This is a genomic window from Bacilli bacterium (genome assembly GCA_036381315.1).
Taxonomy (GTDB): domain Bacteria; phylum Bacillota; class Bacilli; order Paenibacillales; family KCTC-25726; genus DASVDB01.
In genome coordinates, this window is the sequence record DASVDB010000028.1 from 1 (window position 1) to 23,890 (window position 23,890).

The 23,890-nt window shown below is 52.3% G+C and carries 19 protein-coding genes and 1 riboswitch; of the genes, 12 read left to right on the forward strand and 7 right to left on the reverse strand.

Translation table 11 applies throughout. The features are described from left to right. Positions 1 to 218: 218 nt before the first annotated feature. The 3 genes from VF260_02085 to VF260_02095 are packed head-to-tail and all read right to left on the reverse strand — an operon-like array spanning position 219 to position 3,267. A complete protein-coding gene (locus VF260_02085) occupies positions 219 to 1,118 on the reverse strand; it encodes a glycosyl transferase (GenBank protein ID HEX7055973.1) in 900 nt (299 codons plus the stop codon). A 5-nt stretch (positions 1,119 to 1,123) separates the two neighbouring features. After that, complete coding sequence (locus VF260_02090; GenBank protein HEX7055974.1) at positions 1,124 to 2,281, reverse strand: DegT/DnrJ/EryC1/StrS family aminotransferase; 1,158 nt, start codon at positions 2,279 to 2,281, stop codon at positions 1,124 to 1,126. Next, the gene (locus VF260_02095; protein ID HEX7055975.1) at positions 2,278 to 3,267 is read right to left on the reverse strand and encodes an NAD-dependent epimerase/dehydratase family protein; all 990 of its coding nucleotides are present in this window, start codon (positions 3,265 to 3,267) and stop codon (positions 2,278 to 2,280) included. Before VF260_02095 ends, VF260_02090 begins: the two co-directional genes overlap by 4 nt. Before the next feature lie 213 nt (positions 3,268 to 3,480). Here VF260_02095 and VF260_02100 point away from each other — a divergent pair, with 213 nt between their 5' ends. The 4 genes from VF260_02100 to VF260_02115 all read left to right on the forward strand — a co-directional run bounded on the left by VF260_02100 (position 3,481) and on the right by VF260_02115 (position 7,586). Then, entirely contained in the window at positions 3,481 to 4,227 is a 747-nt protein-coding gene (locus tag VF260_02100) for a methyltransferase, TIGR04325 family (GenBank protein HEX7055976.1), read from the forward strand. Next, positions 4,224 to 4,982 carry a methyltransferase, TIGR04325 family gene (locus VF260_02105; GenBank protein ID HEX7055977.1) on the forward strand — a complete coding sequence of 253 codons (759 nt, stop codon included), beginning with the start codon at positions 4,224 to 4,226 and terminating at the stop codon, positions 4,980 to 4,982. Before VF260_02100 ends, VF260_02105 begins: the two co-directional genes overlap by 4 nt. A 303-nt stretch (positions 4,983 to 5,285) precedes the next feature. Then, positions 5,286 to 5,813: a methyl-accepting chemotaxis protein gene (locus tag VF260_02110; protein ID HEX7055978.1), complete on the forward strand. Its 528-nt coding sequence runs from the start codon at positions 5,286 to 5,288 to the stop codon at positions 5,811 to 5,813. Between the two features lie 108 nt (positions 5,814 to 5,921). Next, positions 5,922 to 7,586, forward strand: a complete 1,665-nt coding sequence (locus VF260_02115) for a glutamine--tRNA ligase/YqeY domain fusion protein (protein ID HEX7055979.1) — start codon at positions 5,922 to 5,924, stop codon at positions 7,584 to 7,586. Positions 7,587 to 7,589: 3 nt separating this feature from the next. On the opposite strand, the gene VF260_02120 is transcribed toward VF260_02115, so the two are convergent. Then, entirely contained in the window at positions 7,590 to 8,903 is a 1,314-nt protein-coding gene (locus tag VF260_02120; GenBank protein ID HEX7055980.1) for a hypothetical protein, read from the reverse strand. A gap of 126 nt (positions 8,904 to 9,029) precedes the next feature. Here VF260_02120 and VF260_02125 point away from each other — a divergent pair, with 126 nt between their 5' ends. The 7 genes from VF260_02125 to VF260_02155 all read left to right on the forward strand — a co-directional run bounded on the left by VF260_02125 (position 9,030) and on the right by VF260_02155 (position 20,037). Further along, positions 9,030 to 10,112 carry a PRK06851 family protein gene (locus tag VF260_02125; protein ID HEX7055981.1) on the forward strand — a complete coding sequence of 361 codons (1,083 nt, stop codon included), beginning with the start codon at positions 9,030 to 9,032 and terminating at the stop codon, positions 10,110 to 10,112. A gap of 171 nt (positions 10,113 to 10,283) precedes the next feature. Continuing rightward, a complete protein-coding gene (gene ilvA / locus VF260_02130; GenBank protein HEX7055982.1) occupies positions 10,284 to 11,552 on the forward strand; it encodes a threonine ammonia-lyase IlvA in 1,269 nt (422 codons plus the stop codon). A gap of 11 nt (positions 11,553 to 11,563) precedes the next feature. Further along, entirely contained in the window at positions 11,564 to 13,183 is a 1,620-nt protein-coding gene (locus VF260_02135; protein HEX7055983.1) for an MDR family MFS transporter, read from the forward strand. Positions 13,184 to 13,329: 146 nt separating this feature from the next. Next, positions 13,330 to 15,258, forward strand: a complete 1,929-nt coding sequence (locus VF260_02140; GenBank protein HEX7055984.1) for an EAL domain-containing protein — start codon at positions 13,330 to 13,332, stop codon at positions 15,256 to 15,258. Positions 15,259 to 15,375: 117 nt separating this feature from the next. After that, positions 15,376 to 15,473: riboswitch (cyclic di-GMP riboswitch) on the forward strand. Between the two features lie 128 nt (positions 15,474 to 15,601). After that, positions 15,602 to 16,339: a PilZ domain-containing protein gene (locus VF260_02145; GenBank protein ID HEX7055985.1), complete on the forward strand. Its 738-nt coding sequence runs from the start codon at positions 15,602 to 15,604 to the stop codon at positions 16,337 to 16,339. Between the two features lie 343 nt (positions 16,340 to 16,682). After that, the gene (locus tag VF260_02150) at positions 16,683 to 17,696 is read left to right on the forward strand and encodes a 2-oxoacid:acceptor oxidoreductase family protein (GenBank protein ID HEX7055986.1); all 1,014 of its coding nucleotides are present in this window, start codon (positions 16,683 to 16,685) and stop codon (positions 17,694 to 17,696) included. 34 nt (positions 17,697 to 17,730) lie between these two features. Next, the gene (locus tag VF260_02155; protein ID HEX7055987.1) at positions 17,731 to 20,037 is read left to right on the forward strand and encodes a thiamine pyrophosphate-dependent enzyme; all 2,307 of its coding nucleotides are present in this window, start codon (positions 17,731 to 17,733) and stop codon (positions 20,035 to 20,037) included. 66 nt (positions 20,038 to 20,103) lie between these two features. Here the strand turns inward: VF260_02155 and VF260_02160 are convergent, their stop codons facing one another. The 3 genes from VF260_02160 to VF260_02170 all read right to left on the reverse strand — a co-directional run bounded on the left by VF260_02160 (position 20,104) and on the right by VF260_02170 (position 22,675). Beyond that, complete coding sequence (locus VF260_02160) at positions 20,104 to 20,904, reverse strand: 3D domain-containing protein (protein ID HEX7055988.1); 801 nt, start codon at positions 20,902 to 20,904, stop codon at positions 20,104 to 20,106. Positions 20,905 to 21,009: 105 nt separating this feature from the next. Next, positions 21,010 to 21,651 carry a thiamine diphosphokinase gene (locus tag VF260_02165; protein HEX7055989.1) on the reverse strand — a complete coding sequence of 214 codons (642 nt, stop codon included), beginning with the start codon at positions 21,649 to 21,651 and terminating at the stop codon, positions 21,010 to 21,012. A gap of 94 nt (positions 21,652 to 21,745) precedes the next feature. Continuing rightward, complete coding sequence (locus tag VF260_02170; GenBank protein ID HEX7055990.1) at positions 21,746 to 22,675, reverse strand: diacylglycerol kinase family protein; 930 nt, start codon at positions 22,673 to 22,675, stop codon at positions 21,746 to 21,748. Between the two features lie 175 nt (positions 22,676 to 22,850). Here VF260_02170 and VF260_02175 point away from each other — a divergent pair, with 175 nt between their 5' ends. Beyond that, complete coding sequence (locus tag VF260_02175) at positions 22,851 to 23,798, forward strand: aldo/keto reductase family protein (GenBank protein ID HEX7055991.1); 948 nt, start codon at positions 22,851 to 22,853, stop codon at positions 23,796 to 23,798. Positions 23,799 to 23,890: the final 92 nt, after the last annotated feature.

A 23,890-nucleotide genomic window follows, 5' to 3' on the forward strand; every position in this document is an offset into this window, starting at 1 on the left:
GTCAACATGAATGGAAATTCGTATCGCATGAAAGAAACAAAGGAGTGGTTGCAAAAACAGCAGTTGGCGTAGCTTTTATTTTTATGCCGCGTGGCCGGAAATTAAATGACGATGTGGCCGGATTTTCAGTTGACAAATACAAGTCCGAATCCTGACGGAATAGTTGGCACATCAAATCTGCCCCCAATAATTTCCATTTTTTGATCGCAAAAGCCGGTTTATCGCAAGGCGCCGGTCAAATCGAAATAGCACGATTCATCGGTATCTTCATCCGCATATCTTTTCTTGATCAGTTGAATCTTTTTTTCCAGCACGCGTTGATACGGTTCGTAGAAAAGCGGCTTCGCCATATAGGGCAGGCGATACGTGCCGTAGTTAAAATTCATGTTTGCGTCCCACGTCAATTGGGTGAAGTGGTAGAATACAACGGGATAGCCGTTCACCGTCGGGCCTTCGCTAAGCTTGAACTGCTGGACGTTCCAGCAGGCCACACCGCCTCCGGGATGTTTTGCGACATGGATGCCATCAAACAACTCGGGAAAACGCTCCACGTATTTCTGATCGCCGAACCTGCCGGGCTCGGGCGTCGCATAGCACCATTCCAGGCACCGGTCGCCCCACCACCGCAAGGCGGCAACACCGTTTTCATCGGCTTTAAACGTCATAAATTGGACGCAATAAATCCCGGCCGATTCGGAATTTTCCGTCTCCGGCGTAAAGCGGTGCTCCGTCAACAGGATCGAGCCGCCGCTTTGCTGAAACTCTTCCAGTAAAATCGCGGGATCGTGAAAGAAATAAAGATCGGCATCCAGATAAGTTACCTCATTTAGCCCAAACCGCATAAGCACATGCAAGATAAAATGCGAGGTGCATGTCCAACAATATTCATAATCTTCGCGGTCGCCTCTGACCGCTCGCAAATCGTCCGTTTCAAAATCCTCCATTTGCACCAGCACAACACCGGAGAGATTTTGTTCGGATAATATCCGGAAAGTCAAATCGTCCATACATAATATATATAATGCAAAAGGCTCTCGGCATGTTTTAAGCAGCGAATCATGCAAGGCAAGCAGTCGGGTGATATATCCGGCGTTTAACAACGTGCAAAATTGCCGCATGCAACTCACCTCTTAGGGAAATGTGTGAAAAAGTCGGCGATAACTTCGATGATCCGGGTTTGTTCGGCATCGGTCAGCACGGGATTGAGCGGCAGAGAGACAATGCATGCCGCCAGATGCTCGGTTACGGGCAGTTCTTTTTTACAGATGGCAAACCGCTCGGCATAGGCAGCGAAAGCGGGCTGCCGGTGCAGCGGTATGGGATAATGAATCAACGTTTCGACACCGTTGTCCGCCAAATATCGGCGGAAAAGATCGCGGGTTTCGGAGTCGGGCAGTTTAACCACGCACAAATGCCATGCAATCGTGCAACCAGTCGTCGGCTGCTGAAATTGCACGGGAACATCGCGCAGTTCATGTCGGTAACGTTTCATCAGCATCGTTTTTCGCAAGTTCCACTTTGCCATCAACGGTAGTTTGATTTTCAGAAAAGCCGCTTGCAATTCATCCAGGCGGCTGTTCAATCCATCGGCAGTATCCGCCAGGTAGCGGTCTTTCTGTCCGTAATGGCGCAGTTGCCGCAGCCGCTCGGCCTGCTCCGGCGAACGGCAGTATACGGCGCCGGCGTCACCCAGCGCGCCGAGGTTTTTCGTCGGATAGAAGCTGAATGCGCCGAAGTCGCCGATGGTTCCCGCCTGGCGTCCGTCGAGAATGGAACCGTGCGCCTGCGCCGTATCTTCAATCACGGCGACATCACTTCTGCCCAGTTCCGCAAGCAGTTGGCGGATTCGCGGAATATCCGCCATATTGCCGTATAGATGGACCGGCACAATTGCTTTTGTTTTTGGGCTCAACCGCTCGGCGAGCCGGTTGCAGTCCAGCATCCAGGTCACGGCATCCACCTCCGCGAACACGGGGATTGCGCCGATCGAACAGATCGCCGCCGCGGTAGGAATTGCGGAATTGGCGACGGTAACGACTTCGTCGCCCGGTTTTACGCCATGCGCAAGAAGCGCCAGGCGGATGGCGTCAGTGCCTGAATTGCAGCCGATCATATAGCCCGGACGGCGGTTGTCCAGCATGTGCGCCAGCTCTGTTTCAAACGCCTGCAAGCGTTCGCCCAAAATATAGGTTCCGCTGCCAATAATCTCCCGGAAGGCCGCGAGCAGTTGTTGTTCCAACTGCTGGTTCCAGGCGCCGACATTAAAAAAAGGAACTTTCATTTGCGCAGCACCTCATAATGATCCAGGTTATCGCGATAAAATTGCACGGTTTGCCGCAGTCCCCGTTCGAGGGAAACCCGCGGCTTCCAGCCGGTCGCCTGCTGAAATTTGCGGCAATCCGAAAAAATGCTGCCGATTTCGATGCGCCGCTGATCGATCGGGGCCGGCACGGATTGAATGGTGGCGCCGGGGCAACATTGTTGAATGATTTCAGCGACGCTGCGGATGCTGGCAATTTCACCGCCCAGATTGAAAAAATCGCCGATGCAAGCATCCGTAACGGCGGCCAATAGCAAGGCTTCGACCACATCATCGACAAAATGAAAGTCGCGCATCATTTCTCCCCCGCCATAAACGGTTAACGGAACGCCCCGGATGGCCCGGTTGATAAACCAGCCGACAAAGCCGAAGCGGGGGTCGGCTATGCATTGCCTGGGGCCGTACGTATTGGTCAGGCGCAGCGAAATCGTTTTTAGCCCGTAAGCCTTCGCATACAGAACGTGATATTGTTCGCCGGCCCATTTGTGAATTCCGTTTACGTCCGGCGGCCGCGGGGAATGCGCTTCATCAACCGGCAAATAAAGCGGCGGGCCGTAAAATTGCCGCGTGCTCGTATACACGATAACCGCTTCCGGGTTCAATTTCCGGCATGCTTCCATCAACTGCAAATGCGCCTTCGCATTCACTTCCAGATCAAAGAACGGGTCCGCCATGCTGAAGCTGTGCCCAACCTGCCCGGCAAGATTGAAGATGAAATCCTGCCCCCTTACCAGGCGGGCCAATTTCCGCCGGTCCCGCATATCGGCGTGCTCCACGCGCACATGGGCGCGCACCGGTTCGATATTGAACGGGTTGCCGCCGCAGTCGGAAAGCAGCGAATCCATAATCGTGACGTCCGCTCCCTCGCGCACAAGCCGAATGGCAAGATTGCTGCCGATAAATCCGAGACCGCCTGTAACAAGCGTTTTTTTCCCGGAAAAGGCCATTTCCGCACCTCCGCTAAGCTTAACGGAACACTTTTGTGCCCCGCTAACAGTATATGTGGACAAAGCTTGCAAGCCACGGCGCATGAATATGTACAAAAGCGTTTTAACAAATTGCCGAACTGTCCAAACAAATCGGCGAACGCGCCATATAATGTGGAAAAGCCTATATCATGACGGCGCCTGACGGCTCGTGTGACGATTGGGAGTGATAAAATGGGCGACGATTTTCAGGGGATTTATCCTTCATGGGAAGACGCCATGGAGGTGGCAACCGGTTACGGCGCGCCGGAAATTCTGGAGAAAGCGAAAATTGCCGTGCAAAAAATCAAGTCGGGGGAGGCGGTCTTTGAACGGGATACGATTTTATACGATGAGCCGCACTACTCCTATCCCGTAATTTCTTACCTGTTATATGCGGCATCCGCCGGAAACAACCGTTTGCGCGTCCTCGATTTTGGCGGCTCGCTCGGCTCGCTCTATTTTCAATGCCGGCCGTTTTTGGACGGTCTTGCGGAGTTAAGCTGGAATGTGGTGGAACAACCCGGTTTCGTGGAGTACGGCCGATCCCATGTGGCGGAAGGTCCGCTTAGTTTTTACCACACGATCGAGGAATGCATGGCGGAAGAAAAACCCGACGTGCTGTTGCTTTCCGGCATTTTGCAGTTGCTTAAGGACCCGTACGATTTTCTTTCCCGAGTATTTGCGCATCGCTTCAAGTACATCATTATTGACCGGACGCCAATGACGCAGGAGGAACACTTTTTGAGCGTCCAGTTCGTTTCCCCGGAAATTTATGACGCCTCTTATCCGTCGTGGTTTTTCAACCAGGACGAATTTATGAATTTCTTGGAAACGGAGTATGAAATTCTGGACTATTTTGATTCGTTCGAGAGTTGGGTAGTTGAAGGCATACACGCGCAAAATATGGGATTTTTGTTGCAACGGAGGGATTGGGATTGAGCGAATTTACCGGCAACTATGCCACATGGGAAGACGCGTTGGCGGATGCCGACGGATATGACGTTCCGCGCATTCTGGAACGGGTGCGGGAAGGCGCGCTCAAGGTGAAAAACGGTGAAGCCGCATATGAAATGGACTCGCTCACTTACGACAAGCTTGACTTTTTCCACCCGTTTCTGGCGCAACTGTTGCATGTCGCCTCGTGCAAAGGAAACAGGTTGAATGTGTTGGACTTCGGCGGTTCGCTCGGTTCCACCTACTATTTATACCGCAGCTTTTTCACGGAATTGAACGAGCTCAAGTGGAATATTGTGGAGCAGCCTCATTTTGTGCAAGTCGGCAGGCGGGAATTCGCGGAAGGTCCGCTGAAATTTTACTATTTCGTTGAAGATTGCATTGCCAAAGAACATCCGGACGTCATTTTATTTTCCGGCTCCCTGCAATATCTGGAGGATCCGTACGGATTTCTCGGGCACGTCATCCGCTTCGGATTCGAATATATTTTATTCGACCGGACGCCGTTTATCGATCTGGATGACCGCATCACACTGGAAAATGTCCCCGATTTTGTGTATGGCGCGAGCTACCCTGCGTGGTTTTTCAATGAACAAAACTTTCTCGGCATGTTTGCGGACGATTACGAACTGCTGGACAAATTCGATTCGTTTGAAAGCTGGGATCTTGGGGATACGCGGGCGCAAAACAAGGGAATGCTGTTTCGGCGCAAAATTGCCGGCGGGCTGAGCGGCGGGTAAAAAAGAAGCCATCAAGGCTGTGCAGTTCAGGGGAATGTTGGATGGCGGATCGACTTAAACCGATGGTGCCGCATCAGAGGCATGAACAGCCAACGGACGCCGGTCACCTGCGTCCGTTAAAACTTCCCCATGGTCATTTTTCGCAAAAATTACGGCAATTGCAACCGTTAGCGCGGACAGCCCCGTATAAGCGCATACCGCATACAAAATCTTCTTGCGGCCGGTCTTGATTTATATTAAAAATAACATAAGAAAACATTAAGGGGATGACATATGGCAAATTGGAAGCGCTTTACTTGAAAGTTGGACAACATTGCCAAGATTCGCCAGGAGACGGAAGACGTCACGAAGCAGGCAATAATCCTGGAACAGTTTGCCGAACAAATCAGAGGGATCAACAAATTGGTCAGCGATGTGGCGGACCAGACCCACTTGCTGTCGTTAAATGCGGCAATCGAGGCTGCCAGGGCGGGAGAACAGGGAAGAGGTTTTGCGGTGGTGGCGCAAGAAGTGCGGAAATTGTCGGAGCAAACCAAGCAATCGGTATTTCAGATAACGGAACTGATCGAAGAAACCGGCGCCAAAATCCGCACGATTTCCGACTCTGTGTCGAAGGCAAGCAGATTTGCCAGCGAAGTTCAGCAACAGTCGCGCACGGTGGACGATTCGTTCCGGAAAATCGTGGAGAGCATCGGCGCAAACAAACAGATGAACGAACGGATTGAGGCCGATCTTCATTCATTGCTCCTGACCATTTCGGAAATCGGCAAAACGCATGCCACGCTCGCCACGGCGTCGGAGAAGCTGGACTCGTTCATGCAGGAGCTGTAAAACTAGCAAAAAAAGCTTTGATACGCGTTTGCACCCGCTTTGGACATAAAGCGGGCATTTTGTTTATAATGGATGAAATGAGACGGTCTGATGAAAGGCAGATGAAGGATGGATAGCATGCAATCAACGTCAAATTTTCTAAAAACAATCGTTGCCGAGGATTTGCGGTCGGGCAATGTCAAAAGCGTCGTTACGCGTTTTCCGCCCGAGCCGAACGGTTATTTGCATATCGGGCACGCCAAATCGATTTGCTTGAATTTTGAGCTTGCGGACGAGTTTGGCGGCAAGACCCATCTGCGCTTTGACGATACAAACCCGCTCAAAGAAGACACGGAATATGTCGAGGCGATTAAAGAAGATGTAAGGTGGCTGGGCTTCGAATGGGAAGGGCTGTTTTTCGCGTCCGGCTATTTTGAGGAAATGTACAAGCGCGCCCAATTGTTGATCAAAAAAGGCCTGGCGTACGTATGCGATCTCTCCGCCGAGGAAATTCGCCAAACGCGCGGCACGCTGACCGAACCCGGGCGGGAAAGCCCGTATCGCAACCGCAGCATCGCGGAAAATCTCGACCTGTTTGCGCGCATGCGCAACGGCGAGTTCAAAGACGGGGAAAAAGTGCTGCGCGCCAAAATCGACATGTCGTCGCCAAATATCAATTTGCGCGATCCCGTGCTGTACCGGATCGCCCATTCCGCGCATCATAACACCGGCGACACCTGGTGCATTTATCCGATGTACGATTTTGCCCATCCGCTCGAAGATGCGATTGAAGGCGTGACGCATTCCATCTGCACGTTGGAATTTGAGGATCATCGCCCGCTGTACGAATGGGTGGTGCGGGAATGCGAAATGGAGCATCAGCCCAGACAATACGAATTCGCCCGATTAAATTTGACCAATACGGTCATGAGCAAACGCAAACTGAAACTGCTTGTGGACCAAAAAATCGTGGACGGCTGGGACGATCCTCGCATGCCGACCATTTCCGGATTGCGGCGGCGCGGGTATACGCCGGAGTCGATTCGCGCATTTTGCCGGGAAATCGGCGTAGCCCGCAGCTATAGCACGGTGGATGCCGCGATGCTGGAACATTTTATCCGGGAAGATTTAAAGCTGAAAGTTCCGCGCGTGATGGCGGTGCTGCGTCCGCTGAAAGTGGTCATCATAAATTACCCGGAAGGACAGACGGAATGGCTGGAAGTGGAGAACAATCAGGAAAATCCGGACATGGGAGTGCGGAAAGTTCCTTTTTCCCGGGAGATTTACATCGAGCGGGACGACTTTATGGAAAACCCGCCAAGCAAGTATTACCGGCTGTTCCCCGGCAACGAAGTACGTTTGAAAGGCGCTTATTTTATCACCTGCGTCGAAGCGGTGAAAGATGCAGCCGGCAACATAGTCGAGCTGCATTGCACCTATGATCCCGCAACCAAAAGCGGCGGCGGTTTCAGCGGGCGCAAAGTGAAGGGGACGATCCATTGGGTGGATGCCGCGCACGCGGTTCCCGCCGAATTCAGGCTGTATGAACCGCTAATTTTGGATGAAAACGATGATGAGGAAAAAGATTTCAGCGAGCGCATAAACCCGCATTCGCTCGAAATTGCGCTTGGGTTTGTCGAACCGGGCATGAAAACGGTGAAGCCGCACGATAAATTCCAGTTTTTCCGGCACGGCTATTTCAATGTCGATCCCCGCTTGAGCATGGGGGAGCGCCTTGTGTTTAACCGCACCGTTTCGCTGAAAAGCTCGTTTGACGCAAAAGCCCGAAAGTGACCGTCATTTGCGCACATACACAATCGATTCGTACAAATCCTTGCCGCTGTTGCGAAAGCGGAAGCGTTCGATTTTTTCGGTGGCGCAGCCCAACCCCAATTGTTCAAACAAATCGCCCACAAGCCGGTCAGTCTCCACGTATACGCCTTTGATGCGGGAGCAGCCGACCACGTAGGCAAGCCGCGCGTCATGCGCCAGGAGCTTGTCCTGGGCGATGATTTGCGCCGCCAGCAAATTGAAGTATTTCATGACATAATTGGCCATGAGCGGGTCGATTTCGCCGATCTGTTTGGCGAGCGGAGACACAACCGCGGCAACCGCGGGATGCGCCGGCTCGACGCGCCCTTTTGCCAATATGGAGGTAGCTGTTCCCCATGTGCCGCCGATCGTGCGTTTGTCGAGCTCGGCGGCTTCGCTTTTGTTTTCCATAAAGCCGAAAAAATATAAAAAGGGACGGGTGTTCCATACGTAACTGTAACGGTTCGGGTACGGCGGCGAGGTGACAACGCGATCGATCGGAGCGGGAATGTGCACGCCGGTTAATTGCGTCGCATCCGTATGGAACAAAGTGGCGGGCGTTTGCACCGCCTGCGCTGCCAACTGTTCCAAATCGGCAATCATTTGCTTAGCATGCCGCGAAAAGCTGCCCCAAACGTCGATGGCATCCGCCGACCGGTCGATAAAATGCAGTTGCAGCCGTCCCAGCGTCACATTGCTCAAATCCGGCACGAGCACGCCCGCCAACGCGAGCGTAAAGAAATCCCGCGTTTCTTGCGTCCGCGCCTGAACGCGGATCGTCTCGCGCAAAATCAGCAAATCTTTCAGCACGTCCTTGCGCCACCAACGGAAAACATTGTGTATCGGCGGCAGCGGAATGCCGATTTCGCCCACTTCCGCGTTTTTCAGCTCTGTTCGCCGCTTATGGAATATTTCCGCAATCGCCAAAAAGGTTTTCCGCAGCTTGTCCGGATTCACTTGCAGATTCGTTGCCGTACGGCAAACGAACGCTAGAAACGGATTGATTTCAAAGCCAAAGCTCCGCAAACCGCGAAATTTTGCTTGATAGAGCGTGGTGCCTGCTCCCGCGAACGGATCGAGTACAGTATGATGCGGCTTTGTTTCCATCGCCGCCAGCATCTCGTCCACCAAATCCGGCCCGAAGCTCGGCGTCAGGCGGAACCAGCGGTGCACCGGGCTCTCCAAACCGCCGCGAAAGGTGGACTGTCTGACATGAATCGGGCGATACACCACCCGCTCGGCGTGTTCTGTCACAACGACGGCTCCTTCCTCGATTGGTCGACTCGTCATTTCAGTCATAGTATAGCATCTTATTCATGGAAATGCGGAACATCATCTGGGCATACACCTATCTCTTGACGCATGCATACGATAGCAGGGAAAGAAACGTGAATGTTTGCAGACGAAGAGAGGGAGTGCATTAAAATGGCAAGTAGTTCAATTCGTTACTTCGCCACAGGCAACACCGCCAAAGGGTTTCACAGTTTGCTTGCTTCGGCGCTGCAGGGGCTGAAGCGGATCATCATGTTGCAGGGCGAGCCCGGCTGCGGGAAGTCTACGCTGATTCGGCAAATCGGCGAAGCGTTGGAAAGCCGGGGAACCGGCGTGGAATGGATCCATAGCGCCTTCGCCAGCAGTTCGGTAGACGGGGTAATCGACAGGGAAGCGCAATTGGGCGTTATCGCCGGCTCCGCCCGCCAAGCCGATGAACTTACGCGAGCTGGGGTGCGTTTTGCGACGATTGATTTGTCGCACGTGCTCGACGCCGCTAAACTTGGCGGCAAAGAAGCGGAAATCGCCAAATTGGCCAACTTGGTCGGGGAAGCGCGAACGCGGGCTTATGCGCATTTTGCCGACGCGCTCGCCATACACGACGAATGGGAAAAAATTTATATCGCCAATCTGGATAAGGATGCGGCAAACTTCGTAACCGAGAACATGATCAACATGATTTTCGGCAAGCGGGAACAGGCGCGGGAAGGCGTTATGTTCCACCGTTTTCTGGGAGCGGCCACGCCGGATGGAGCGGTTGATTTTATCGGCAATTTGACCGCAGGCGTAAACAAACGCTACTTCATCAAAGGCCGCCCCGGCACAGGCAAATCGACGATGCTGAAGCGTATTGCCGCGGTGGGCGCCAAGAGAGGTTATGCTGCGGAAGTTTACCATTGCGGATTCGACCCGGACAGTCTGGATATGGTGATCATCAGGCAGCTGGGCGTCGCAATCTTTGACAGTACCGCTCCCCATGAGTATTTTCCCGAACGTAAGAACGATGAGATCATCGATATGTACGAATTGGCGGTTGCGGATGGGACGGATGAACGGTTTCAGGAACAGTTGGATCATGTGAAAAGCCGCTACGCGGAAAAAATGAAGCTCGGCATCGAGTTTCTGGCGCAGGCGCAAGCTTCTTACAACCGTTTGCGGGAAATCTATGTGCACGCGGCGGATTTTAGCGGCAGCGAAAAAATTCGCGCGGAGATAATGGCGGATGCTATAGTTTGAACGGGCAAAAAGCGGGCGGGGACAAGACGGCGCAAGGCCCGCTTTTTGCCTGCCCGCCAACGGACAAGCTTTTTTGGCAAGCAATCCGGCAAGCAAACAATTGTCACGCAGTCATCGTTTTCCCACCAAAATTGTGCTACAATGAATTCTAAATTTTTTTGATGAAGGAAGATGGCACAGATGGGCAAGGCAGAAGAAAGCATCCAGATAGCGGATATCATTCATGCGGGCAGGGTGCTGCACCAGGTGGCGGAACCGACGCCGCTGCAAAAAAACGAACTCCTTTCGGCGCAATACGAGTGCAATATTTTTTTTAAAAGGGAAGACTTGCAAGTAGTGCGCTCGTTTAAAATCCGCGGCGCTTATTACAATATCAAAAGCTTGTCGGCAAAAGAACTGAAATCCGGCGTCGTTTGCGCAAGCGCCGGCAACCATGCGCAAGGCGTCGCTTATTCCTGCAACGCGCTGGGGATCAAAGGGAAAATATTTATGCCTACGACCACGCCCAGGCAAAAAATTTCGCAGGTTAAGCTGTATGGCGGCGACAATGTGGAAGTGGTGCTGACGGGAGACACGTTCGACGATTCGTTTGCGATAGCCAAACAGCACAGCGAAAAAGAAGGAATGAAGTTTATTCATCCGTTTGATGATGCGAAAACAATTGTCGGACAAGCTACTGTCGGCTTGGAAATCATGAACCAAACAGCCGACCCGATCGATTATGTATTTGGCACAATCGGCGGCGGCGGCTTAATGGCGGGCGTCGGCACTTACTTCAAAAGCGTCAGCCCGGAAACGAAAATCATCGGCGTCGAGCCGGCAGGCGCGCCCGGCATGAAGCGTTCGCTGGAAGAAAACCGCGTGGTGCCGTTGGATTCGATCGACAAGTTTGTCGACGGTGCGGCAGTGAAGCAAGTCGGGCAATTAACCTTTGACATTTGCCGCCAGGTATTGGATGATATAGTAATCGTGCCCGAAGGCAAAGCATGTTCAACCATTCTGGAATTGTACAACAAGAATGCGATCGTCGTTGAACCGGCTGGCGCCATCCCTGTCGCCGCGCTTGATTTTTATCGCGAACAAATTCGCGGCAAAACGGTGGTATGCGTCATCAGCGGCGGAAACAACGACATCGACCGGATGCAGGAGATCAAGGAGCGCTCGCTGATTTACGAAGGGTTGATGCACTATTTTATCATTAATTTTCCGCAGCGGGCGGGCGCGTTGCGCGAGTTTATCGACGGCGTGCTGGGTCCGAACGACGATATTACCCGCTTTGAGTACACCAAAAAGAACAACCGCGACAGCGGTCCGGCATTGGTCGGGATCGAGCTGAAATTCCGCGAGGATTACGAAGGGCTAATCCGGCGTATGAACGAAAAAGGCATTTCTTATATTGAAGTGAATAAAGACCAGCAATTGTTCAATTATCTTGTGTAGGAGATGACAATATGACGAAGGAAGCAGCTATCGCAGCTCAGCCGGAAAAAGATATCAACCGCAAAGTTGTCCTGTTGGGCCTTATCATCGGGATGTTTTTCAGCGCCATGGAACAGACGGTGGTAGGAACGGCAATGCCGACCATTATCGGCGTGCTGAATGGATTTAAAATTTTCGCCTGGGTCACCACCGCCTATCTGATTACCTCCACTACCGTCATTCCGATAGTCGGCAAATGGTCGGACATGTTCGGCCGCCGCAAATTGTATTTGTTCGGCATCATTATCTTTGTGACCGGATCGGGGTTGTGCGCGACGGCGACTACCATGGAGCAATTGATCGCTTACCGCGCCTTGCAGGGTATTGGCGGAGGCATGATTATGCCGCTCACGCAAACGATTGTCGGCGATATTTTCACAGCCGAGCAACGCGCGCGCTGGCAAGGCGTTTTTGGGGCGATCTTCGGCTTGAGTTCGGTAATTGGACCGCTCCTCGGCGGATTTTTGGTCGATAACATTTCCTGGCATTGGATTTTCCTGATTAACGTGCCGTTTGGGCTGTTGTCGGCAATTTTGCTTTATGCCGGATTAAAGCATGAAATTGTGGGGGACGCCAAAGCGGGAAACATCGACTGGCCTGGTATTGCGGTATTTGTTCCGGCGCTCGTGCTGATGCTTTTATGGTTAAGTTTTGGCGGCGACAAGTTTGCCTGGAATTCGTTCACAAGCTATGCGTTGATCATCAGTTCGCTCATTTTGACGATTATTTTCGCCATGGTCGAGACAAAGGCGGCGCAGCCGATCATCGACATGCGTTTGTTTAAAAACCGGGTTTTCACTGTGACGAATGTTCTGGGACTGTTGCTCGGATTCGGCATGTTTGGCGCGATCATGTTTGTGCCGATGTTTATGCAAGGAATTTTGGGCGTTTCGTCGACCAAAGCGGGATCGACCATGACGCCGATGATGATCGCGCTTATTATCGCCAGCATCATTGGCGGCCAACTGCTGCTGCGCTTCCGCTACCGCACCGTGTTGACGGTAGGCATGATCATTATATGCGCCGGCTTTTATATGATGAGCACAATGGGGCTTGCCACCACCATGTTGACAGCCTATTCATACATGATCATTTTGGGCCTTGGCATGGGGCTTGTGATGCCCACTTTGATGATTGCCGTGCAGAACGAGTTTCCGAAAAACCAATTGGGGGAAGTCACTTCCGCCTCGACGTTTTTCCGGGCGATCGGCGGCACGTTCGGCATGACCGTGTTGAATGCGGTGATGAACCATTCGTTGGGAGTGAAAGTGGCTGAGGGCGCCAAAACGCCGCAAATCCAAAATGACCCGCTGTTGAAGCAACTTGCGGACAACCTTCAGGATAAAATCGACGATTTGTTCAGCATTTTGATTCAGCCCGATTTGCTGCCCATCCAGGGGCAGCCGAAGGAAGTGATCCTGCACTTCATCAAAGTGGCATGGGCGGATTCATTTGTGCTTGTATTCCAGGTAGGGCTGGGCTTTCTCGTGTTGGGCGTGCTTGTAGCGCTTATGGTCGGCGGCGGCAAAATCAAACGGGATCGCAAAGCGAAAACAGGCGGCAGCTCGCCAGCCGAAACGCCGCAGGCTTAAATTGAACAGCTTGATATCGGGGAAAGCGCCGGAGTTGACGAATTTTGTCGGCTCCGGCTGTTGTTTTATAGCGAAATTTTCAACATGGAAAAGGATTTTCCAACCGATTTGTCGAAAGCATTGTTGAACAAAATGGATGCATTCGCATGGCTATCATCGCACGCAACGCCGAGGGGGTCTTTGTTTTAATGCGCAATTCGGCGGCATACACCATAACCGCAACAGCCATCACATTTTTAGCCGGAACGATATGGACTTTCATTTTTGTTCGGCTTGCCGGGGGCGGTTGGACCGTTTCAGTGCCCGTTGAATTATTAAACGCAATCGTGCCTGCATGCATAGCGGGGGCGACTTTTTCAGTATTGACCGGCGTATATAGGCGCAATTCCGCAAAACGGCATCACCCGTCGACCCAAAACGACGTTCGGTTTTTCGACTTTTTTCATCAGGCCAATGACGGTATGTTGCTCGTCGAGGTGGACGAGCGGGGAAGCATTAGTCGAATTGTTGACGTGAACGCGGTGCTTTGTGCGCAAATGGGCTTTATGAAATGGGAATTCATTTCGTTTGGAAAAGAAATATTGTCCGGATTAAACCGGGAATTGCTAGGCGGCGTATGGGAAAAGCTCCTCGTAAACGGCGGCTGCACCTTTGACTGGAAATTTGTTTCCAAGATGGATCGGCTGTATTGGTACGAAGTTAGCGCCAGCCGGACTTCTGTCGACGGCCAGGATGCGGTGCTGGGAATCTTGCGTGACGTGACCGAACGCAAAAGGTCGGAGCGAAAGATCCGAAAGCTGGCATTTTATGACGCCGTAACCGGATTGCCCAACCTGCGCGTGTTTGAAGAGCGTTTTTACCATGAATTGCATGAGGCCAAACGGAAACATTGCCAGCTTGCCGTGTTCGTCCTGGACATTGACCGGTTTCGCGTTTTTAACGATACGATGGGGCGCGCGTTCGGAGACAAGCTGTTAATGCGGGTAGCCGGCAGAATCAAAGGCTGTCTAAGCGACCGGGATTTGCTCGTACGCATGGACGGCGACGATTTTCGCTTGCTGCTCCCGCAAATTGCGGATGCGAAAGCGGCCGTCGAAATGGCCGAAAAGCTGCAGAAAGCGTTTCAGGACAGCTATATGATTGACGGAAACGAAGTTCATGCGACGATCCATATCGGCATCGCCTTGTACCCGACAGACGGCGAGGATTTGGAGACGTTGTACCGTTGCGCAAACTTCGCCATGTACCATGCGATCGAAAGAAGTGCGCCGTACCAGTTGTACGGACCGGAGATGAACCCCGGATTGCAGCAGTTGATGATGATCGAGAGCGATCTGAAGAGAGCGATCCAGCGGGGACAGTTCCAGATGTACTACCAACCGCAGGTCAACTTGGCCGACGGAAAAATGATCGGCATGGAAGCGCTGATCAGGTGGATTCATCCGGAAAAAGGACCGATCTCGCCAACGCAGTTTATTCCCGTCGCGGAAGAAACCGGCATGATCATTCAAATTGGCGAATGGGTGATCCGCGAAGTGTGCGCGCAGCAAAAAAGATGGCAGAACGAGGGGATTGCGCTTTTGCCGGTCGCCATTAACTTGTCGATGCGGCAATTTACGCAGTCTAACATCGTGGACGTCGTACGCGAGGCGTTGGCCCAAAATGATCTTTCGCCAGCATGCATCGTATTGGAAATTACCGAGTCCATGACGATGAATGCGGAAAGAGCCACTGACGTGCTGCGCCAGTTCCGCGGCGTGGGCGTCGGCATCCACTTGGACGATTTCGGAATCGGCTACAGTTCGTTAAACTATCTGAAACGTTTCCCCCTGGACAAAATCAAAATAGACCGTTCGTTTGTCCGCGATATGCTGGATGACGAAAATGACGCCAGCATCGTTTCCACCATCATATCGTTGGCTCACCACCTTGGATTGAAGGTCATCGCCGAGGGCGTGGAAAAACAGGAACAGTCGAAATTCCTGCAAGAGCAGCGCTGCGACGAAGTCCAAGGATTTTATTACAGCCCTCCCGTACCTTCCGCGGAATTGGCCAAAATGTTAAAAGCGCAATAGCCGCCCAACCGCGAGATGCGCAATCGTGTGGACCGGAAGTCCCCTGTTCGGATGCGGGACTTTTTGCTTATAAAACTGGTTGCCAAGAACTAGAAAATCATTGTATAATACTGGCATTAACGATAAAGGCAAAGCTATCGAAAGGTAGTGACGCAAAGCTGAGGGTCTAAAGCACTGCTTCATGCAAGCGGAGCAATGACAGCCTGGTTGCCGAGATATGTGTTTTTTTGCATATTGCGGCCCATTATGGCCGCATTTTTCATCTTAACCAACGGGAGATCATGAACAGCTCAATCTGCATACGGCAAAATCAATGATAGAGACAGGAAGGGGGAAAATAGCATTGATCAACAATGGCAGAGTCGAGTTTGGCGCGAATTATCTCCGCAGCGAAGCGCAACTTTCCCTGCTGGCCTTAATGCACAGCAGAACGGTGCTTGAAAGCATCGATTATGTTTCGACCGGCACGATTTCCTATGCGGAGGGAGATATCCTGGAAGTGGAGATCTTCGACACCGAACGATTCTCGCTGGGCGAGACCTTAAAGGTTACCGTCTATTCGCCCATCGGGATTTTCACGTTCTACTCCACAATCATTGCCAGGGCGGAAGATGCGTTAATGATTTTCCATCCCCCGGAGCACCAGAAGAAGTTCGGAGAGAAGCGGGATTATCCCCGCATACCGGTTACGAAGGAGGCCTCGATTATTAGTTTAAGCGCTCCAAGCGAAACGGACGTTATTTCGCCGGACCTGCCGCTTGCAGTCAGTTTGCGGAATATGAGCATGGGCGGCATCGGATTTGTCGTGGAAGAAACGTTGCATATCCCGGAACGCGCACGATTAACGCTGGAACTGGAATTTGACGAGCCGTTCGCCTGTACGATGGAAGTTGTCAGAAACAAGCCGGAGACGGATGGCTTCAACTACATCGGCGCGAAATTTGTCGATTTGCAAGATCCGTTGTTTTCATTTTTGCGCAGTTACATCCTGCACGCGCAGGTGGAACTGTATTATCAAAACAAAATCGCCAACAAACATGATCAAAGCAAAGAAAAACGCCACTATCGTTCATTGGTATAGCGGGCGGCCCGCATCCTTCCGGATTAATTCGGAGGGATTTTTTTTGTCCTGATGCATCTGTACCACTATAATGCCTAAACTGTAGCAACAAATTGGCGAATAAAAGTAAAAAATATCACAGTCCAATAAATACCTGTATATTATACTAAAAGAGCTTTTTTTTATTTGCTGACAGCCGCAAAAAATGTGTGTTCAGAAGCGGGTGATGGCGTTTACAACATTTATTGTTGCTACATTTTTTAGTTGCTGTTATGATGATATTAAAACCAAAATTTGAATTTTTCTTGAACAAAATTAGGTGCGTTTTTGGTTGCAAGTCCAGATGGGAAAGGGGATACATGGCATGTCAACCGTATTGCCGAAAGTGAATGAGCTTGGTTTTTTTCAGTTGCGGCTGGAATCGATCGGCGGATTGGGCGCCAATTTGGCCGGGAAGATGCTGGCGGAAGCCGGGGTGGTAGGCGCGGGACTGAACGGCGTGAGCTTCTCGTCTTACGGTTCGGAGAAAAAAGGCTCGCCCGTGAAAGCGCATATCCGCTTTTGTGATCCGGAGACGAAAATACGCGACACTTCTCCGGTCGAGCGGCCGCATGTGGTTGGTATTTTCCATGAGAATTTGGCCAAGACAATCAACGTTGTCAGCGGCATTTACGAGGACAGCATCGTACTGGTCAATTCCACAAAAAGCCCGGAAAAATTGAAAGAAAAACTGAAAATGGTTGCGGGGACCATTGCCGTAATCGATGCCACCGGCATTGCCCTCGAGGAAAACAACCGCGTAAACATGGCGATGTTAGGCGGTTTATTCCGTTTATGCAGCTTTTTGGACCCGCAAATTATGCGCGATGTCATTCGCAATTCCCTGATCAAAAAATATCCGCAGGCGGTGGAACCGGCGCTGCGCACCTTCGAGCGCGGGTACAACGAAGTAAAGTCCCAGACGTTCGCCTTGCCGAAAGGCGCGCAAATGCCCGCCTACACGCGCATGGATACTCCCATTCTCGGCTACGAAACGCAGGCGATTGGCGGGACGATTATCAATCCCGGCAACAGCATCCTGAAAGATTTAAGCATTTCGCGTTCCGGGATGATGCCGCATTTCGATCAGGAAAAATGCATCCATTGCGCCAACTGCGACAATGTTTGCCCGGATTTCTGCTTTGTTTGGGAAGAACAGCCGGATAAAAAAGGCCGCCCGCAAATGTTCCTGCAGGGCATTGACTATCAATATTGCAAAGGCTGCTTGAAGTGCGTCGTCGCTTGCCCCACGGATGCGCTTACCGAGGCGCGCGAATACGACGACGGCTACGCGGATGAACACAGAGTGGCCCATCGCTGGAATTTGATAGCGAATTGAAATCCCTAATTAAAATCGAGAGGTGAGCATGCCGATGGCGATTGAGATTAAACGCGAAGTGGGCGCCGGGAAAGTGGAACAGCGCATGGTGTACGAATCCGGCAACGAGATGGCCGCCTACGCCGCGCATCAGATCAACTACCATATCATGGGGTATTTTCCGATTTCGCCTTCCACCGAAGTTGCGCAATTTCTGGATTTAATGAAAGCAAACGGCCAACATGACATCAAGCTGATTCCGGCGGACGGCGAACATGGTTCGGCCGGAATATGCTACGGCGCCTCCACGGGCGGCGGCAGGGTATTCAATGCGACCAGCGCCAACGGTTATCTGTATATGCTGGAACAGATGCCGGTGCAATCGGGGACGCGGTTTCCGATGGTCATGAACCTGGTTTGCCGTTCGGTGTCCGGCCCGCTCGACATTCACGGCGATCACTCCGATCTGTATTATGCGCTTTTAACCGGCTGGCCGATCTTGCTTGCGCGCGATCCGCAGGCGGTTTACGACATGAACCTGATCGCGCTGAAACTCGCGGAGGATCCGGAGGTGCGCCTGCCTGTCCTGGTCGCGTTTGACGGTTATTTTACTTCGCACCAAAAACGCCGGGTTTGGACGATCGCCGAGCGCGAAGACGTGCTGAACTTCGTGGGCAAAACTCCGCCGGACGGTTTCTTGCATACGCTCGACCGCAACAATCCGATAACGGTCGGACCGTATATGAACGAGCCGGACTATATCAACAACTGCTATCAACAATCCGTAGCAATGTATAACGCCGAAAAAGTATACGACCGCATCCGCCAGGAATATGCGGAGCTTACCGGACGCGATTATCCGCACCTTGACTTGTACCGCATGGAAGATGCCGAAGTGGCGGTTTTCCTGCTCAATTCCGCTGCCGAGATCACCAAGGATGTGGTCGACCAGCTGCGGGAAAAAGGCGTCAAGGCGGGTTCGATCTCGCCCAATATCATCCGCCCGTTCCCGGCAAAACAAATCGCCGAGGCGCTGCGCAACGTCAAAGCCGTAACCGTCGGCGATCGTGCGGACGGATACGGCGCGCACGGCGGCAGCATGGCGAATGAAATCAAAGCCGCCCTGTATACCGCGGGCAACCGCGACACGCTGGTCATCAACCGGATTTACGGCCTAGGCGGCAAAGACTTTTATGCGGAAGACGCCCAGCACTTTTTCCAACTGGCGATTGACGCGGCAAACAGCGGAAAAGTTGCTGTGCCATACGATTATTGGGGCCACACGCCCGGCGACCCGGAAAAAGCGCCGAAGCGCATTGTCAGCCCGTTGAAATACGAAGATCTGAAAACAGGGCTGATCACGGTAAAACAAGATGAGGAAACAGGCAAGCTGAGCGTGAAAATCCCGCCGCTGCGCAACCTGACGGGAAAACCGAAGCGGATTTCGTCCGGTCACGGCGCCTGCCCCGGTTGCGGCATTTTCTCCGGCCTGGAGCTGTTCTTTAAAGGCATTGAAGGCGATATCATCGCCCTTTTCCATACCGGATGCGCCATGGTAACCACCACAGGGTATCCGTATTCCGCGCATAAAGCGACTTACATTCACAATCTGTTCCAAAACGGCGCCGCCACCTTGTCCGGGTTGGTCGAAATGTTCTGGCAGCGGAAAAAACGCGGCGAACTGGATCATCTTGGTTTGAAGGACGACTTCACGTTCGTCATGATCACGGGCGACGGCGGCATGGATATCGGGATGGGGCCGGCCATCGGCGCGGCGTTGCGCGGTCATAAGATGATCATTGTCGAATACGACAACGAAGGCTACATGAACACGGGCGCGCAATTATCGTATTCCACGCCGCTCGGGCACAGAACTTCAACGTCCAACGTCGGCAAGTATCAAGGCGGCAAGCTGTTCCATCATAAAGATACGGCGCAGATCATGGCGGCGACCAACATCCCGTATGTGTTTACCGGATCGGAGTCGCATCCGCAGGACCTCGTGAAAAAGGGCGCCAAAGCGCAATGGTACGCGCAACATGAAGGGCTTGTGTACGGCAAAATTCTGATCACTTGCCCGCTTAACTGGTTATCGCAAGAAAAAGACGGCTGCACGATTTTGGAAAGGGCTGTCGACTCCTGCTTCTTCCCGCTATATGAAGTGGAGCGCGGCATTACCAACATCACCTATAACCCGGAGGAAAAAGGCAAGCGGATTCCGGCCAGCGAATGGCTGAAGATGATGGGCAAAACGAGACATTTGCTCAAACCGGAGTATGCCGAAACGCTGCGCGAATTTGAACAGGAAATCGAACGCCGCTGGCGGAAGCTGAAAGCAAAGCACGAGCATCCGGACCTGTAAACAATAAAAAATCGGCCACCGATTGCGAAATCGGTGGCTTTTGATTTAGGCGCACGCCGCCAAACGTCACATGATTTTTTTTTCATCTTCGGACAGCACGTATACTTTCCGATTTTTCTTCACACCGAACTTGCGAGCCTGCTTGACGTCATTCATAAACACGTCGATTTTTGCGCCTTTGATGGCGGAGCCGGTGTCTTCGGCTGTACGGAAGCCGATTCCCTCGATATATACTTTTGTGCCGATAGGGATGACCTTCGGATCGACGGCAATTGTGCGCCCTTCCTGCGCATGCGTTCCGCTTGCGGTGATGCCGTACAGCGGATGGCCAGGCCTTTTGCCTGTAGATTCAACTCCGGCGGTATAAGCGGTCAAAGTCGCTTGTAAAACCTTTACTACGCTTGTTTTTTCATCTATCGCCGGAATGGATTCAAATGTTTTTGCCCCCGGAATATGTAATACAGTCCCGATCTGCAGTAGCCTCGGCTCGTTTATATGATTTTTTGTTTGCAATAATTCGACCGAGGTGCCGAAAAGTTTGGCGATTCCGTATAGCGTGTCGCCTTTTTTGACTGTATAGGTGATGTCCGCTTGTGTCTGCTTGTTTGCGGCGTTTATCGGCGCGGCGGGTTGTTTGGCCGGTGTGGCGCGAGTTTTGGCGACAATGGAGTTTGCTTTCGCTGCCGATTGCGCCGCCGATTGTCCCGCCGATTTTGTTATCGCCGGCACGCTAGTTTGATATGATTGCGCAGCAATTGCGCGTTCAGCTTTTGATCCTGCGAGGCCGTTGGCCCGAGCGGTTAAGGCGGCCATGAGGCTCAAGCAAGCCAAAACGAATGTCGCGCGCAAGATGAAATGCTTAGTCAAGTGATTCTCCCTCCTTGCTACTAGAATTTCCCGTTTTTCACGAGACTATACAGCAGGAGGAAGAATATTTGGGAAATGCGAGAATGGAAGAAAAGGATAAGACGATCAGTCGGAGCTTTGAATAACCAGAAGCAAGCCGGAAGAAATGGTGATTTCGCCTTCATCCGCCGTGATCATGTTGCTGATGCCGAGCGATTGTCCGATTTGCAATGTGGCGTCGACAAGCGGATATTGGAAGCCCTGCAGGTTGATGCCGGCGACTGTCAACGTGAACGGCAGCAGCGAGACATGGGTGAAGCGGCTTTTGCGGATGACGGTCCGGCTGTCAATCAGCCGGATTTCGTTTTTTTCGCCGCAGATGCGACACGGGATGCCTTGCTCCACCGCCCGCCGCAACAGGTGCACATTGGCAAGCGTATGGTCAAAGCGCGTGCCGATTGCGCCGCACAACACAATTTCGCTTGGCGCCGGCCGCAATTTAAGCGCCGTGTCAAACGCCATCTCCGTATCGGTCAAATCCTTCATCACCGGATCGCAGGCGAAAAATTGGCCGCTTTTTTCCCGGATGATGCCGAGCTGCCCGGCATTGACGGAATCGAAATCACCCAGGGCGATATCGGGCCGAATGTCGTGCTCAAGCAAAAACCATGCGCCCCGATCGGCGCCGATAATCAAATCATGTTCCTGAATTTCGGCAAGCGCCCACTCTCCCAGTTGCCCGCCCGAGAAAATTACAACGCGTTGCATGTCGCGCCCGACCTTCCACAAAGAAAATATTTGATGAATCATCAATACCGTTATTGTAAAACCAGCCCGTTACGAAGGCAAATGTCATATTCATTCAGGGACGTTCGGAATCGGCATTTGCAGCGGGCTTGATAACGGGGAGCGCGTTCGCCAGCACCCGGATCTCGAGCGGCGTTTCCCCGGCAAATTCCCCGTCTTTATGCACTGCCAAGGGGGTCTCGGAACGAATGAGAATATGGCTTCCCCGGTGAAAATGGACGGCCGGGTGCATCGCATGCTTTCCGGAATATACAAGCGGAAATACACGCAAAAACTCCAATTTGCCGATGCGGTTTACGATGCAAATTTCCGCTTGCCCGTCATCGGGCCGCGCCGTGGGGCATATTTTCATGCCGCCGCCGATATAGGGGATGTTCGCGGTAGCGACAAGCCAGACGTCCGGATAGACGAACGTTTCGCCATCCACGACCAACTCCACGGAAACAGGTTTGTAAGCAAACAATACCCGGACGACGGTGAGAAAATAGGCGAGAAAGCCTAACCCGATGCGGTTCAGCCACTTTTTATAGGCGGCGCGGTTGGTTTCCTGCGCCACTTTGCCGTCGAAGCCGGCGCCGATTGAGCTGGCGGCGATGCCTTGCCTAAGCGAAAGAATGTCAATGGAAAGCGGCTTCGTGTCGGCAAACAATAATTTGAGCGCTTCCATTTGATCTTTTGGGATGAGATGTCCGCGGGCAAAGTCGTTTCCCGATCCGGCGGGGATATGCCCGAAAGGGAGCATGCTGTTGGCTTGAAAAAGACCGGTTATAACCTCATTTACGGTTCCGTCGCCGCCTAACGCCACGATTTTCCGAAATGTTTGCGCGGATGCCATGCGCTGCGCATACACGCTTGCGTCTCCGGGCTTTTCCGTAAACAAAACTTCATAAGGCCGGTTTTCCTTAGCCAAAGCGCGGGCGATTTTTTTCCAGGTTTTTTTGCCGCGTCCGTTGCCGGAAACGGGATTGACGATAAAACCGATCATGGATTTCCTCCGCTTTGCCGGTTGGATAGGTTCTGTCATTATTTTGCGGGTTGCGTCGCCATTTGTAAAGAAAAATCGAAACGGGCAGTTTGCCAACAAAAGCGGGTAAAGTCTATAATATTAACCAGGAAGAGGTACTGCCAAATACAGAAGATAGGGGTTGGGAAAGTTGGAGATGAAATACCGGAGGTTAGGTAGATCGGGACTGAAGGTAAGCGAGATCAGTTTGGGCAGCTGGCTTACATACGGCAATTCCACGGAAAAAGAAACGGCGACCAAAACGATAGACAAAGCATATGAACTGGGCGTCAACTTTTTTGATACCGCCAACGTGTATGCGCACGGCGAAGCGGAAAAAATCGTCGGGGAAGCTTTGCGGCGGTATCCGCGGGAGTCTTACGTCGTCGCGTCCAAAGTGTTTTGGCCGATGGGCGATGGGGTAAACGAACGCGGTTTGTCGCGCAAGCATGTGTTTGAGCAGGCGCATGCCACGTTAAAGCGGCTTGGGCTTGATTATATCGATATTTACTATTGCCATCGCTATGATCCCGAAACACCGGTGGAAGAAACGTTGCGGACATTCGACGATCTTGTGCGCCAGGGCAAGGTGCTGTATATCGGCGTCAGCGAGTGGACGGCGGCGCAAATACAGGAAGGGCTGCGGGTTGCGGATCGTTATTTGCTTGATCGGATTGTCGTAAATCAGCCTGTATATAATATGTTCAATCGATATATAGAAAAAGACGTCATTCCGGTAAGCGCGGCGAACGGTATCGGACAAGTGGTCTTTTCGCCGCTTGCGCAAGGTGTATTGACCGGCAAGTATAAACGCGGCGCGGCGATCCCGCAAGGAACCCGCGCGGCCGATCCGAAGTCGAACGCGTGGATCAAAAACTTGCTGACAGACGATGTGCTGTCCAAAGTCGAGAAGTTGACGGAGATCGCTCGCGAACTGGACATGTCGCTTGCGCAGTTGGCGCTTGCCTGGATTTTGCGCCAGCCCAATGTGGCCAGCGCGTTAATCGGCGCAAGCCGTCCCGAACAAGTGGTTGAAAATGTCGCCGCGGTAGGCAAAACGATCCCGCAAGAAGCGCTGGAACGCATCGAGGCCATTTTGGCATAGCCCGCAATAAAGGAACGATGTGAGTTGGGGCCGCGTAGAAGCGGCCTCTTTTGCGGTTTTTGAATATTTTGCTTCGCTGGAAAGAAGTGAAT